The 14,255-nt window shown below is 68.5% G+C and carries 11 protein-coding genes, 1 tRNA gene, 1 other RNA gene and 1 pseudogene; 7 read left to right on the forward strand and 7 right to left on the reverse strand.

The window, feature by feature from the left end; all coding sequences use genetic code 11:
• Window positions 1-267: 267 nt before the first annotated feature.
• The 4 genes from ubiB to I53_RS01405 all read right to left on the reverse strand — a co-directional run bounded on the left by ubiB (window position 268) and on the right by I53_RS01405 (window position 4,699).
• The gene (gene ubiB / locus I53_RS01390) at window positions 268-1,830 is read right to left on the reverse strand and encodes a 2-polyprenylphenol 6-hydroxylase (protein ID WP_043345888.1); all 1,563 of its coding nucleotides are present in this window, start codon (window positions 1,828-1,830) and stop codon (window positions 268-270) included.
• A gap of 31 nt (window positions 1,831-1,861) precedes the next feature.
• Complete coding sequence (gene ubiE, locus I53_RS01395; RefSeq protein WP_043345890.1) at window positions 1,862-2,647, reverse strand: bifunctional demethylmenaquinone methyltransferase/2-methoxy-6-polyprenyl-1,4-benzoquinol methylase UbiE; 786 nt, start codon at window positions 2,645-2,647, stop codon at window positions 1,862-1,864.
• Window positions 2,648-2,760: 113 nt separating this feature from the next.
• Window positions 2,761-3,870, reverse strand: coding sequence for a 3-isopropylmalate dehydrogenase (gene leuB, locus I53_RS01400; RefSeq protein ID WP_043345891.1), 1,110 nt, complete (start codon window positions 3,868-3,870; stop codon window positions 2,761-2,763).
• A gap of 100 nt (window positions 3,871-3,970) precedes the next feature.
• The gene (locus I53_RS01405; RefSeq protein ID WP_043345893.1) at window positions 3,971-4,699 is read right to left on the reverse strand and encodes a carbonic anhydrase; all 729 of its coding nucleotides are present in this window, start codon (window positions 4,697-4,699) and stop codon (window positions 3,971-3,973) included.
• A gap of 194 nt (window positions 4,700-4,893) precedes the next feature.
• On the opposite strand from I53_RS01405, the gene I53_RS01410 reads away from it, so the two are divergent.
• From I53_RS01410 to ssrA, 7 genes and pseudogenes are all read left to right on the forward strand, one after another.
• Window positions 4,894-5,778 carry a hypothetical protein gene (locus I53_RS01410; RefSeq protein ID WP_051044605.1) on the forward strand — a complete coding sequence of 295 codons (885 nt, stop codon included), beginning with the start codon at window positions 4,894-4,896 and terminating at the stop codon, window positions 5,776-5,778.
• Window positions 5,779-6,119: 341 nt separating this feature from the next.
• Window positions 6,120-7,190, forward strand: a pseudogene (locus tag I53_RS01415) (2-isopropylmalate synthase); the annotation flags it as partial.
• Window positions 7,191-7,311: 121 nt separating this feature from the next.
• The gene (locus tag I53_RS34780) at window positions 7,312-7,686 is read left to right on the forward strand and encodes an alpha-isopropylmalate synthase regulatory domain-containing protein (protein WP_251982179.1); all 375 of its coding nucleotides are present in this window, start codon (window positions 7,312-7,314) and stop codon (window positions 7,684-7,686) included.
• A 100-nt stretch (window positions 7,687-7,786) separates the two neighbouring features.
• A tRNA-Lys gene (locus tag I53_RS01420) sits at window positions 7,787-7,862 on the forward strand.
• 99 nt (window positions 7,863-7,961) lie between these two features.
• Window positions 7,962-8,507: a hypothetical protein gene (locus I53_RS33605; protein ID WP_182591558.1), complete on the forward strand. Its 546-nt coding sequence runs from the start codon at window positions 7,962-7,964 to the stop codon at window positions 8,505-8,507.
• A 205-nt stretch (window positions 8,508-8,712) separates the two neighbouring features.
• Window positions 8,713-8,997 carry a hypothetical protein gene (locus tag I53_RS32925; RefSeq protein WP_148291049.1) on the forward strand — a complete coding sequence of 95 codons (285 nt, stop codon included), beginning with the start codon at window positions 8,713-8,715 and terminating at the stop codon, window positions 8,995-8,997.
• A gap of 204 nt (window positions 8,998-9,201) precedes the next feature.
• Window positions 9,202-9,583, forward strand: a transfer-messenger RNA (tmRNA) gene (ssrA, locus tag I53_RS30745).
• A 548-nt stretch (window positions 9,584-10,131) separates the two neighbouring features.
• Here ssrA and I53_RS01430 read toward each other — a convergent pair.
• From I53_RS01430 to I53_RS01440, 3 genes are all read right to left on the reverse strand, one after another.
• Window positions 10,132-11,244, reverse strand: coding sequence for a hypothetical protein (locus tag I53_RS01430; protein ID WP_043345896.1), 1,113 nt, complete (start codon window positions 11,242-11,244; stop codon window positions 10,132-10,134).
• Between the two features lie 548 nt (window positions 11,245-11,792).
• On the reverse strand, window positions 11,793-12,092 hold the full coding sequence (locus I53_RS01435) for a hypothetical protein (protein WP_043345897.1): 300 nt from the start codon (window positions 12,090-12,092) through the stop codon (window positions 11,793-11,795).
• 350 nt (window positions 12,093-12,442) lie between these two features.
• A partial coding sequence (locus tag I53_RS01440; protein ID WP_043345899.1) for a glycoside hydrolase family 15 protein occupies window positions 12,443-14,255 on the reverse strand: 1,813 nt, incomplete at its 5' end.

A 14,255-nucleotide genomic window follows, 5' to 3' on the forward strand; every position in this document is an offset into this window, starting at 1 on the left:
CCGGCCGGAACTTCAGCTCTGGCGGGCCGGCATCACCAAGCAGTTGCTGACCCCGCCCGGCGGCACGCACGGGATGAGCCTCTTCCACATGGTGCTGAGGCCGGGGGCGAGCACCGGCGACGAGCCGTTCAGCCACGAGGGCGAGGAGGCCCGACGATGGACGGCGCGGGCTGACCGGGAAACCGCAACACGAGCCGGGCGAGCCGACCCGGCAGCGCCCGACGGGACCGTGCGATCACCCCCGTCGCGCGGACCCGCGGTGCGGATTCACCCCCCGCGGAACGCCAGCATCAGCGCCCCGGCGGCAATCGCCCAGAGAGCCAGCGTCGACCAGATCGCCCGATAGCGTTCGTTGCGGGCGAAGCGCTCCAGGCGGCGGGCATCGCCCGTTCCGGCCTCGTCGAGGCGCACCAGCACGCGCTTCAACCGCATGGCGAGATCCGGAATATCGCCGACCACGTCGGAGACCACACGCAGGGCCTCCAGGCCGCTCTGCGCCCGGCCGACCGGGCCCATGTTGCGGGCGATCCAGGCGCGCACGACCGGCTCGGCCGTGGTCCACATGTCGAGCCGCGGGTCGAGGGAGCGGGCGACGCCCTCAACCACCACCATGGTCTTCTGGAGCATCACCAGCTCGGTGCGGGTGCTCATGTCGAACAGGGCCGTCACGTCGAACAGCAGGGTCAGGACCTTGGCCATCGAGATCTCGTCGGCCCGGCGCTGGTGGATCGGCTCGCCGATCGCCCGGATCGCCTGCGCGAAATCCTCCACGGAATGGTGGGCCGGCACGTAGCCCGCCTCGAAATGGACCTTCGCCACCCGGCGATAGTCGCGCAGGATGAAGCCGAGCAGGATCTCGGCGAGGAACCGGCGCTCGTTCGGGCCCAGGCGGCCCATGATGCCGAAATCCACCGCCACCAGGCGGCCCTCGGCGTCCACCAGCAGGTTCCCCTGGTGCATGTCGGCGTGGAAGAAGCCGTCGCGGATCGCGTGCCGCAGGAAGCTCTGGATGACGGTCCGCCCGATGGTCTGCGGGTCGTGCCCCTGGGCGGCGATCTCCGCCGCGCTGTGCAGGCGGGTGCCCTCGATCCACTCGGCCGACAGCACCTCGCGGGCGGTCAGCTCCCATTCGGGCTTCGGCACGCGGAAGTCGAGGTCGTCCTTGGTGTTCTCGGCGAGCTCGGAGGCGGCGGCCGCCTCCAGGCGGAAATCCATCTCCATCAGCACCGAGCGGGCGAGGATCTCCACGACTTCGCGGGGACGCAGCCGCTCCGCCTGCGGGGACAGGGCGTGCACCACCCGGGCCATGAAGCGCATGACCTCGAGGTCGCGCATGAAGCGCTCGCGGACGCCCGGCCGCATCACCTTCACGGCCAGCGCGCGCTGCGTGCCGTCCGCATCCTGGACGATCGCCTTGTGGACCTGCGCGATGGAGGCGGCGGCGATCGGTTCGCTGAACGACACGAAGAGCTGACTGACCGGCTTGCCGAGCGCCGTCTCGACGGTGCGGAGCGCGACCTCCTGCGGGAAGGGCGGCACCCGGTCCTGCAGCTTCTCCAGGTCGAAGGCCGCCCGCATGCCGACGATGTCGGGCCGGGTCGCCAGGAACTGCCCGAACTTGACGTAGGACGGGCCGAGGCGGGTCATGGCCGCCGAGAGCCGAGCGGCGCCGTCGTCGAGACCCGGCCGCTCGAGGGAGCGGCCGAGCCGCAGGGCGAGCCGCAGATGCGGCGGCAGCTCCGCGGGATCGGCGAAGGCGAGGGCGCCCTCGCGGGCCAGCACGAAGCCGACCCGCGCGCCGCGGAACAGGTTGATGGCGGCGCTGATCACCGGTGCTGGCTCCCGTCGCGCACGGCGGCGGTCAAGAGACCTTCCAGCCCGAATGGATCGCCACGATCCCGCCCGTGAGCGGCCGGTCGGTGACGTGCCGGAAGCCGGCACGCTCGATCATGCCCGCGAAGGCGCCGCGCGTCGGAAACTTCCGGATCGATTCCACGAGGTAGCGATAGGATTCCGCGTCCCCGGCGACCCGGGCGCCGATGCGCGGGATCACGTTGAAGGAATAGGCGTCGTAGATCCGGTCGAGCAGCGGGATGTCGACGGCGGAGAATTCCAGGCAGAGGAAGCGCCCGCCGGGCTTCAGCACCCGCCGCGCCTCGGCGAGCGCCGTCTCGATCCGCGGCACGTTCCGGATGCCGAAGGCGATCGTGTAGGCGTCGAAGGTCGCGTCCGGCAGGGGCAGCGCCTCGGCGTTCCCGGTCACGAACGCGATCCGGTCGCCGGCCTCGTCGAGCTTGCGCTCCCGGGCCCGCTCCGCGCCGACGCGCAGCATCGACTCGTTGATGTCGAGAACCGTGACCCGGGTGCGGGGGCCGCCCGCGGCCAGGACCCGGAAGGCCACGTCGCCGGTGCCGCCGGCGACATCGAGATGCGCGAAGGCCCGGTTCTGGGAGGGCCGCAGCATCGAGACGAGCTGCGCCTTCCAGGCCCGGTGCAGGCCCGCCGACATCAGGTCGTTCATGATGTCGTAGCGGCGGGCGACCGAGTGGAAGACGCTGTCGACGCGCCCCTGCTTCTCGTCGAGCGCCACGCGCTCGAAGCCGAAATCCGCGCTCGCGCGCTCAGACGCCCCGTTTCCGGCCTTCATGACGCTCCCATTCCTCGATGGGCGCGTCATAGCGAAGGTCGGGCCCGGCCGCCATGCGTCGAAACACGCGGCTGGGGACCGACCCCGATGCTGAGACGCGCCGAAGTCCTGTCTCAGCCGACGCGCGCGCGGAGCGCGTCCGCCACCGCCGCCGCCATGGCCCGGGTGCCTATCGGGTTCGTGCCCTCGCCGGCGATGTCGGCCGTGCGCGCACCGCCCGACAGGGCGTCGGTGATGGCGCCGTCGAGGGCGTCGGCGGCGTCGCCGAGGCCGAAGGAATAGCGCAGGCACATGGCGAGCGAGCCGATCATGGCGATCGGGTTCGCCTTGTCCTGGCCGGCGATGTCCGGGGCCGAGCCGTGGACCGGCTCGTACAGCGCGCGCCGCAGGCCGCCCGCATCGACCGCGCCGAGCGAGGCGGAGGGCAGCATGCCGAGGGAGCCGGTGAGCATGGCGGCGATGTCGGAGAGCACGTCGCCGAACAGGTTGTCGGTCACCAGCACGTCGAACTGCTTCGGCCGGCGCACCAGCTGCATGGCGCAGTTGTCGGCCAGGATGTGCTCCAGCTGGAGGTCGGCATAGTGCTCCGCATGGACCTTGGTGACGACCTCCTTCCAGAGGACGCCGGACTTCATCACGTTGTGCTTCTCGGCGGAGGCGACCCGTCCCGAGCGCTTGCCCGCGAGGTCGAAGGCCACATGGGCGATCCGCTCGATCTCGGCCGTGGTGTAGACCTGGGTATCCACCGCCCGCTTGGAGCCGTCCTCCAGCACGGTGATCTCCTTCGGCTCGCCGAAATAGACGCCGCCGGTGAGCTCCCGGACGATCATGATGTCGAGGCCCTCGACCAGTTCCCTCTTCAGGGCCGAGGCTTCGGCCAGGGCCGGGTAGCAGATCGCCGGACGGAGGTTGGCGAAGAGGTCGAGTTCCTTGCGCAGGCGCAGCAGGCCGGCCTCCGGGCGGTTCTCGTAGGCGACGCCGGCCCATTTCGGCCCACCGACCGCGCCGAGCAGGATCGCGTCCGCATCCTTGGCGCACTGCAGGGTCGCGTCGGCGAGCGGGCTGCCATGGGCATCCAGCGCGCAGCCGCCGACGAGGTCGGTCTCGGTCTCGAAGGTCGCGAGACCGGTCTCCTTGAGCGCCTCGAGCACGACCTGCATGCCGGCCGCCACCTCCGGACCGATCCCGTCGCCGGGGAGGAGCAGGAGCTTGTAGCTGGCCATGACGGTCTCGCGGGTTGGTCTCGACGTGCCGGCGGGCTTTATCGAGGCTGGCCCGTCATTGGCAAGGCGCCGGCCCGATCGTCGATGCGCGTCCGTCCTCTCAGAGGAGCGCGACCTTGCCGGTGGCGATGTCGTAGAAGCCGCCCACGACCTTCACCCGCTGGGCGGCGACGGCCTCCGCGATGATCGGCCCGGACTGCTCCAGCCGTCCGACGGTGTGCCGGACGTTCTGGGCGATGGCCTCGGCGAGGGGATCCTGCGCCCGGGCCTTCGCGGCCAGATCGACCGCGGGCCGAATCGCTTCGACCAGCACCGGGAGATGGCCGGGAAGCACCGCCTTGGTCCGCATGACGTCGATCGTCGCCTTCACGGCCCCGCATTCGGAATGGCCGAGGACCAGGATCAACGGGGCGCCCAGGACGGACACGCCGTATTCGAGGCTGGCGAGGCCGTCGGTGTTGACGAAGTTGCCGGCGACGCGGACGACGAACAGGTCGCCCGGTCCCTGGTCGAAGATGAAGTCCGGGGCGACCCGGGCATCGGCGCAGCCGACGATGCAGGCGATCGGATGCTGAGCCGCGGCCCGCGCCGCGCGACCGGCCGAAAAATCCCTGTTGGCGGGCGCGTTGGCCGCGTAGCGGCCGTTGCCGTCGAGCAGCCGAGCCAGAGCCTCCTCGGGCGTGATGGCCTTCGACCGAGCCCCGTCGGAGGCCGCTTCGGCGCGAAACGGCGGTGCGGACGCGCCGGCCAGGGTGCCGACGGCGACGGCCGTCAACAGGCCGCGCCGTGAGAGTCGCCGTGAGAGGGAGGGTCGATGCAGATCGCACACGCTTGGCGGTCCCCTTCGTCGTCCTTGCCGGCCGAGCCCGGCGAGCCGCTCGTCCCGGCAGCAGCGGGCCGAGCAATCCGGATCGTATCCCCTGCGGATCTTCCCCGCCGAGTCCAAACTTTGCAGGAAATACTGGACCGAAGGGGCTGCGCCGGGCATCCCGAAGGCATGGATCCGGCTGCTGCGAGGCGCGGATGTTGGACGATCATTTTCGAGACCGGATCGCTCTGCTTCGGTCCGAGCGCGATTTCCGTCGGGCGGTCGCCGGTTACTGCCAGGGGATGATCGAGCCGTCGCAGATTGTTTGGCCGAGTCACAAGCTGCTCAATCAGATCGGGCGCTACGTGGTCTCGTTCATGCTGATCCACAACGACTACGCGTGGCGCCACCATGGCGGCCCCCGTCCGACCCTGACGGCGCTCCAGGCGATGGTCGGACTGAGCCACCGGCAGACGGCCGGTTTCGTGTCGACCCTGAAGGCCGGGCGGTTCGTCACGGCGGTGGCGGATCCGGATGACGCACGCGTGAAATGCCTGCAGGCTTCGCCGGCCCTGGTGACCGAGATCGGCCGGTCCGGGCGCCTGTTCGTCGTCGCCATGGACGCCGTCGCGGGTCGCGATCCGGGCCGCGCGGAAGGACTCGACGGGCCCGGCCGGCTCGGGGAACTCGTCCGCCGGTCGGCGGCCCATGTGCTGCGGCACGGGACGCTCATCGCGCCGTTCCCCCGGGTGCTGCATTTCGCCGGCCGGGATTGCGGCTACCCGCTGCTCGCCGCCCTCGTCGGCGCCCACTACGCCGCCACGATTCCCGGGGCGCCGCCGGCCGCGCCGCTCAGCCTGCACGGCCTCGCCGAGCGGCTGGACGTGTCCCGGGCGCATGTCGGCAACCTGCTCGCCGAGGCGGAGGCGGCCGGATGGATCCGGATCGCCGACAGCCGCCTGAGCTTTTTCGATCCGACAGTGCTGGCGGAATTCGAGGACTGGGCCGCCGGACAGATGCTGTTCTACGACGATCTGGCGGCGGCGGTTCTCGCGGATCCGCCGGCCGTACGGGTTCCGGACTGTGCCTGCACCTCCTGATCCACCGGGTGCGCGGCGCTCGCTTGTGTTCCGGCCGTTCCGGGGATACCTACGGGCTGCACCGCGCCGTGAGACCATCCGGCGTGGGTCGCCGACAGGAGAGACGAGCCTTGGCCAGAGCCGGCTCAGCGCCCGAGATCGCCCGCGCCGCCATGACGGCGCCGCGGTCGCGCGCGCGCCGCGCCGGGCTTGCTCTTCCGCTTCTGCTTACCCGCCCCTGAGGGCCGTCCGGGCGCGCGCCTGGGCCTTCAGGGGAGTTCTTCCATTCGCGAATCCGCCCGCGAGGGCACCACGCCGCGCCGCGCCATCTCGAGCCGGGCGGCCCGCGACAGGGTAATGCCATGACCACGACGAACACCACCTCCGCCCGCGACCGCATCGTGATCTTCGACACCACGCTGCGCGACGGCGAGCAATGCCCTGGCGCCACCATGACCTTCGACGAGAAGCTCGCGGTGGCCGAGTTGCTCGATACGATGGGCGTCGACATCATCGAGGCCGGCTTTCCCATCGCGTCGAACGGCGATTTCGAGGCCGTGTCGGAGATCGCCCGGCGGACCAAGCGCGCCACCATCGCGGGGCTCGCCCGCGCGATTCCCGCCGACATCGCCCGGGCCGGCGAGGCGGTGCGCCATGCCCAGCGGGCGCGGATCCACACCTTCGTGTCGACCTCGCCGATCCACCTCGCGCACCAGATGCGCAAGAGCCAGGACGAGGTCGTCGAGATCATCCTGAAGACCGTGGCCCAGGCCCGCGACCTCGTGGAGGACGTGGAATGGTCGGCCATGGACGCGACGCGCACGCCCCTCGACTATCTGTGCCGCTGCGTCGAGGCGGCGATCAAGGCCGGCGCCACGACGATCAATCTCCCCGACACGGTGGGCTACGCCACGCCCTCCGAGTACCGCGACATGTTCGCGAATGTGCGTGAGCGCGTGCCGAACGCCGACAAGGCGGTGTTCTCGGTCCATTGCCACAACGACCTGGGTCTCGCGATCGCCAACTCCCTGGCGGGCATCGAGGGGGGCGCCCGGCAGGTCGAATGCACGATCAACGGCATCGGGGAGCGGGCCGGCAACGCGGCGCTGGAAGAGATCGTGATGGCCCTGCGCACCCGCGCGGACGTGCTGCCCTACGAGACGGGGGTCGAATCGACCATGCTGACCCGCGCCTCGAAGCTCGTGAGCCACGCCACGAACTTCCCGGTGCAGTTCAACAAGGCGATCGTCGGCCGCAACGCCTTCGCCCACGAGAGCGGCATCCACCAGGACGGCATGCTCAAGAACGCCGAGACCTACGAGATCATGACGCCGGCCTCGGTGGGTCTGACGAAGACCTCGCTGGTGATGGGCAAGCACTCGGGCCGGGCGGCGTTCCGCTCCAAGCTGGAGGATCTCGGCCTGCACCCGTTCGGACAACCAGTTTCAGAACGCCTTCGACGGTTTAAGGGCTTGGGCGGACGCCAAGAAGAACGTCTACGACGAGGATATCGAGCCGCTGGTCGACGAGAACCTCCCCACGGCCCACGACCGCATCCGGCTGGTCTCCCTGTCGGTGATCGCCGGCACCCGCGGGCCGCAGCGCGCGACCTTGCGCATCGCCGACGAGGCCGGCACGCGGATCGAGGAGGCGGACGGCAACGGGCCGGTGGATGCGGTCTTCAACGCGATCTCGGCGCTGGTCCCGCATCAGGCGCAGCTGGAACTCTATCAGGTCCATGCCGTGACCGGCGGCACGGATGCCCAGGCGGAGGTCTCGGTGCGCCTGCGGGACGGCGAGCGCAGCGTCACGGCCCGCGGTGCCGATCCCGACACGCTGGTCGCGTCCGCGAAGGCGTATCTCTCGGCGCTGAACAAGCTCTCGGCCCATTCGGTGCGCGTGCATGCACAGCATGCGGCGGCGGAATGAGAAAAAGCTGCGGCGGGGGGTGGACACCCCCCGGCCGCGTTGGTATCAGCCCGTCACCCCGGACGGACTTGGTGGCCACCGGGCGGTCGCAGACGCGATCGGGCGCATAGCTCAGTTGGTAGAGCAGCTGACTCTTAATCAGCGGGTCCTAGGTTCGAACCCTAGTGCGCCCACCAAGATTTAGCCCCTCCGGCGATTAGTGACGGGGCTCCCGAGTAAGCACATAATAAGCAGGGCGAGCCGGTAGGCAACTCGACGCTGAGTGCTCCCCACCGATGCCTTCCGAACCGATCGCGCCGGTCCGCGGCCGCCAGCTCGCCGCCCTCCGCTCTTGCCTGCTCTATCCGCAGGGACTGCGGCACGAGGCCTATCCGCCAGTGATGCCGATCCTTCGGAAGCTCGGGCTCGTCGTGTCTCGGCCGTGCGCGGACCAGGGCGCAAGGTCCCAGCGTGGTTCATCATCGAAGCCGGCCGCGAGCACCTCGCCGAGATTGATGCGGCTAAGCGTAGGGCGCGCGCGGCGCGGCCTCGATCCCTGGCGCGGGTTGGAGCAGAAGGCCCGCCCGTTTGCCAACCTGAGGTCTGCGATGAAGGAAACTATCGGTATCCGCTCTAACATCTACACGCTCGCTGACGGCTCCGGCGTTGCCGAGATCAACCCGCACCAGGTTCGGCTCATCGAGTCCGGCCCGAAGGACACGACGGTCGTCCATTTCAGCGCGGATCATTCCATCGTCATCGCTGTGCCGCTGCGCGAGGTCAGCGAGCACTTCAAGCACGTGTTCGGATCGCAAGTGAAGGTCTGGGGGCCGGACGTCTGAGCACGAAAAAGCCCCGCGCGGCGGTGCCGGCGGGGCTCAAGGCCAAGTTGAATGTACGGTATCTGACATTAAGCCCGTATTGCCGTTGTAATAGAGACAAATGATGTGACGGCCGGGCAACGCGGCCCGTCACGTGTCATTTTAATCGCCCCGGCCAATAGACACTTACCTGAGGTTGCGTTATGAGAACCTAGCGGAGGCTAGGATGAGCAATATTGCGGCAGAGATTGTAAAAGCGGTAGATGTCCTAAAGCAATTGATTGGTCGTGCAGGACTTAATACCGATTTCTATATCGAATTTAACGATCACGCTTCTGGAAAAGGGCTGTACAATTTCTTGATTGACGGGCTACATATCTCGGCAGATCCTGCGGTGTGGCCTCAGACAATTCCTGAGTACCGATTGATCTCACGAGACGAGGTAATCGTCGGAAGCGTCAAGCTTCGGTGGCCGATACAGAGCACGTTTCAGGTCGCAGAGATGCCGTAATGCGGAGACGAAAAAACCGCCGCGGCCGGAGCCGGGCGGTTCAAGGCGGGTCGTGCTGAGGATCAGAGGCCCGTCTACGCACGGCCGGCCGGGGCGGTTCCGGTCAGACCCGCCGTTCGCGGTCGAGCCAGGGGACTGAGACGTCAGGGCAGAGCCGTCCGGCCAGGGCAGGCGGTGGGCCAGTAGACCTGAGCGCCGCTTTCTGCGTAAGGTGTCCGCGAGGTTGATGACCGGTTCATAATAACGTTTCAGGACCCGGGGGCGGTACCCGGCGCCTCCACCAGAAGCATCCTGCCCCGGATACCGCACGGGGGTGAGGGCGAGCGTCCGGCGTTGCGGACAGCGCGCTGCCAGGGTGCTTCTGCTGGGGGCGAAACAGGTTCGACTGGACGGTAAAGGGATCGCGAGTTCTGCCCTGCCTCGGCAGGGTAAGATGCGGCTTTCGGTAAGGACTCGACCGGTTCGGCGCGGGCAACCCTCGTTCCGAGCACCTGACCAAAACTCTAAATGCCAACGACAACTTCGGCAAGGAGATGGGCTCCGCGGGCGTAATTTTCCGGGGGGTGGGGCACGCCTAGCAACAGAACCCGAGGTTTCGCCCTCGGGGCCCGCTAATTCTCTTCCAGGAACGACGATCGGCCCTGCAGCTGAAGCCAGGGCGCGGGCGCGGGCATTGCCGACCGAATGTCGGCCAGGCGGCGGTCGCTGCTCATCCACGCCCCACCCGGCGACCAAGAAGCCGATGCCCACCCCACCAGGGGCCCGCCGGGATGGATCCGGATCTTCAGCCCCGAGGCTCTGCGGCCGGGTAGCGGCGTGCAGCGCGTCGTACGCCCGGTTCGGGCATGATTTGGATGACGGGCTTCGGGTCGGGCTTGGTGACGCGGATCGGCCCGGCGATCCGGATCGCGACCGCCATCGATCAGCCCGCCCCGTTCCCCTAGCCCTCTGGCACGACGCCATCGGCTACCCTCTTCAGGATCACGTGCAGCACCGCGGCGATCGCCGAGAGCAGTGTCCCGGGCCGAACAATCGGGCTTCCTGGCGGCGCAGGACGACGAGCGGTCAGCCATTCGGAAGCCGCCGCCATGTCGACCGCGGCAGGTTGGCGAGGAGGGCGGGGAGGGGCCCGATCTAGCAGTGCGTGATGATGCCGTTCGTCACGACGAGCGTGGAGAGGCTGACCGTTCCGGCTGCGCATGAAACACCGGCCGCGGTCGACGTGTTGTATGCGGGTGCGGTGACGGCCCCGGCGGTCGTCAAAGGCGAGCTAATTTGCACAGTTGAAGCCACGATTTCCAGCTGCTTGAGAGCGCTGTTCGCGTCATTGGCCGACGTGATCGAAGAGCCACCGGCAAGGCTCACGGGCCCCCGCATCAGCAGGTTGGTATCGGCCGCAGCCTGTATCCGGGTCGTCTTGCCATATCCGAGCATCAACTGATCCGAGGTGTCTTTTCCGATCAGGTTAAGATCGGCTGTGTTGGCATTGTTGCGCCATGCGATGGAGTGAGCGCTGGCAAAATGCAGCGCAGCGGATCGCGCGATCATCGCGCCCATATCGATGCCAAAAATCTTTGTGCCACCGAGATAAATGCCGGATCCACCGGAGTTTGTCAGGTCTTCGTAGGTGTTCGTCGCTACGGTGCCGTTATATATGCTGATGCCGCGGCGAAGCTTGAACTGACCCTGCGCCAAGTTGATCAGCAGGCCCGAGCCGAGCGCTTTCGAACCATTGCCCGAGACGTAGATCCCCGCACCGACTGCACCGCTCTCGCCACCCGGCCCGCGCACTCCATAATCCATATTGTTGTTGTTGACGTCGACCTCCAGGCCAATGCTGTCATGTGCGCCAACGCCGGGGTCAATACCGAGGATGGTATTGAAGGCATAGGCCGGACCGGAGCCGACGCGCTGCTTCATCGCGAAAGTGCCACACACCTTGCTCACGAAGTAGCTATCGGGCGGATGCGTATGCGTCCCTCCTTTGGTGGCGTAACAGTTCCAAAGGTGCATCATTTCCATTTTGTTCTCGAAGGCCGAATATGCCTCTCCGTAGGATGAAGATTGATTGATTCCGGTCGGATTATCGATCGGGTCGACGGCAAGAGATTGCGTACCGTTCAGACGCTGAGCGCCGATCTCCAGGCTCTTGAAGACGCCGGACGGAGACTTGGAGGTATCGAGTCCGAGGGCTGGCACGGCGAGAAGGCTGGACGCCGCGAGCGCGATAGACAGACGACGGATCATGTGGTGGTCCCTGTCCGAGAGAGGCCGTACCCATTTACGGCATCGCCGACCCGGTACCATGACCCCGGAACCAAGCCAGCCGGCGCGATTGGCCATGCGTCAGCCCACGGGCTCACGAGCGCGGACATCGGCCCGGCCATCTCGGAAAGCGAGACGTCTCTTTTCGACATGCCGAGGACCGGCCGAATTGCAGCGCCGAGCCCGGATGGTCCCGGCTCGCCCCTTGCCCCGGAAGGCCGGTTTAGGCCGTGACAGGCGCGAACGGCCGAGGCTTGGCCGTCAGGTCAGCGCCTGGGGGTGCGGTGACGGCGTCCCAACATAGCCCTGAGGCCTCAGGGGGCAGCCGGTATGCGCGCGGCGGTGCTGTAACTTCAAACGACCGGTACCGGTGTAGCTCCCGGCGACGATCACTTGGCCATGGCAGGCCGGGCATCGCTTCGGGGTCATCGTGTACAATCCGCGTGCCTCCGCGAGGCTAACCGGCGTCCACGCCTCGCCCACCTTCACCTCACAGATCTGCTGGTCAGCAGCGGGGATAGCACCCACCGCTATCGACCGAGCGATGGGCCGCCGGATGTCCCCCCGGTGCCGGGCGGCCCGCTGGTGGGCGTGCCGCCGATGTTCACATCTGGCGTCGTGCCCGGCACCGAGGAGTTGCTGGGATTGGCTTCGTTCCCCCGTGTGATCGGGCTGGGGCCCAGATCCCGGGTGCCGGGGGCGACGCCGCCGACCGTCGCGGGTGGGGCGACACCGGTGTTGCCGGCGCCTCCAGTGACCACCTGGGCAACGGCAGGGCCGGCCAGAACGATGCTCAGGACGCCGGCGAAGGCCATGGTGGTGCGGGTCATACAAGTGTCCGTGCTGCGTGCTGCGGCACAGGAACGGCCCAGATGTCCCGAAGTTCGAGGGGACCGTGCGCTTGGGCCCGGAGGCAGCCCGATCAGGGGCGCCGTCCGGGTCCCGCGGATCCGGATGTGGTCCGGAGCCGGGCTGATCTGCCGGCCGATACGGCCGGTGTCCATCGCGTGACATCGTCTCTCTCCGGAGGGCGGAGAGAGGCTGCATCGCGGGGCGTATCCGTGCGGACCGCCGACGTAGCCGCGTCAGGCTGAGGGGCGCCAGCGCGATCCGCGCGCATACACGGAAGTCGAGACGAACCTCCCGCCCGACGGGTGGGTGCAATCGCAGATCCGGATCCCTATTCCGCCGCCGAGGCCATGGCATCGGCACCATCGTCGGCGTCGAAGCGCGCGATGCTGCTCTCGAGCCGCAGCGCCGCGTTGATCAGGGCCATGTGGGAGAAGCCCTGCGGCATGTTCCCGCGCTGCGCCCCTGTGGCCGGATCGATCTCCTCCGCGAGCAGCCCGACATCGTTGGCCCGGGCGATCAGCCGCTCGAAAGCGGCCTTGGCCTCGGCCGCCCGTCCGCCGAGGGCGAGACAGCCGACCCGCCAGAAGGCGCAGGCCGTGAAGGTGCCTTCGTCCCCCTCCAGGCCGTCCTCCATGCGGTAGCGATAGATCAGGTCGCCGACACCGAGTTCCCGCTCGACCGCCGCGAGGGTCGCCCGCATGCGCGGCTCCGTCGGATCGAGGGCGCCGAACAGGGCCGCGCGCAACACCGCGGCATCGAGATGATGCGAGCCGTAGGCGCCGACATAGGCCTGCTTCTCCGCGTTCCAGCCCTGTTCGAGATACTCCGCCCGGATCTCGGCAGCGATTCGCTCCCATTCGGCAATCGTCTCCGCGGCCACGCCCGCGATGTTGCGGGCGATCCGGGCGGCGTCCCTCAGGGCCACCCAGATCATCGCCTTGGTGTGGACCTGCTGCCGCGGCCCGGTGCGCAGCTCCCAGATGCCGTGATCCGCATCGTGGCGGTGACGGATGGCGCGGGCGGTGAGGTTGTGCAGCACCTCCGGCAGGCGGTCGTTGACCTTCTCGGGCGGGTCGTAGTCCACCGCCTCAAGGAAGATGCACAGCGCCCGGAGCAGCTCGCCGTAGATGTCGTGCTGATCCTGAGCCTCGGCGACGTTGCCGATCACCACCGGCCGCACGCCGTTCCAGCCCGCGAGATGGCTCAGCTCCTCCTCCGGCGGCATGCCGTCGGCGATGCCGTACATCAGCCGGGTCTCCCGCCCGTAGGTGCCGTCGCGCTCGCGCAGGAAGCGCAGGAATTCGGACGCCTCGCGGACGTAGCCCAGCATCACGAAGGCGGTGACCGTGAAGGCGGCGTCCCGCATCCAGGTGAACCGGTAGTCGTAGTTGCGGTTGCCCGGCACCGCCTCGGGCAGACCGGCGGTGGCCGCGGCCACGATCCCGCCCGAGGGCGAGTAGGTCAGCAGCTTCAGGCACAGCGCGGACCGCATCACCGCCTCCCGGTAGGCGCCGCGATAGGTGCTGCGGGCGCACCAGCGACGCCAGTAATCGGCGGTGGTCTCCAGACGGCGTCGGGCGCCGGCGTAATCCTCGATGCAGGCCTCGTCCTGATCCTCGCCATGGGTCAGGACCAGATAGGCGGTCTCTCCCGCCGACAGGCTGAACCGCACTTCGGCGGCATCCCCGTCGAGGGTGGGACAGGGCTGCGCGTTGACGCGCAGACGCCAGTCTCCGGCCTCGAACAGGACGGATCCGCCCGCCATCAGGGGCGTGCAGGGGCGTCGCGCATAATCGAAGGTCGGCCGCACCCGGAACGCGCCCGTCACCCGGCCCTGCTCGCAGGTGAGCAGCCGGATCAGCCGGCTCTCGCTCTCGCCGTCCGGGCCCTCGTCGGGCTCCGGGCTCGGCGGGTTGACCGGCATCAGGTCGACGAGGCGCGCCCGGCCGGTCGCCGTCGTGAACGCCGTCTCCAAGATGTTGGTGTCGGGCAGGTAGCGGCGCGCGGCCTCGGTCGGCCCGTCGAATGCGACGCTGCACGAGCCACCCATGTCGTCGTCGAGGAGCTTCACGAACAGGGCCGGCGAATCGTGACGTGGCCAGCACAGCCAGTCGATCGATCCGTCGCGGGCGATCAGCGCG

The organism is Methylobacterium sp. B1 (genome assembly GCF_000333255.1).
Lineage (GTDB): Bacteria > Pseudomonadota > Alphaproteobacteria > Rhizobiales > Beijerinckiaceae > Methylobacterium > Methylobacterium fujisawaense.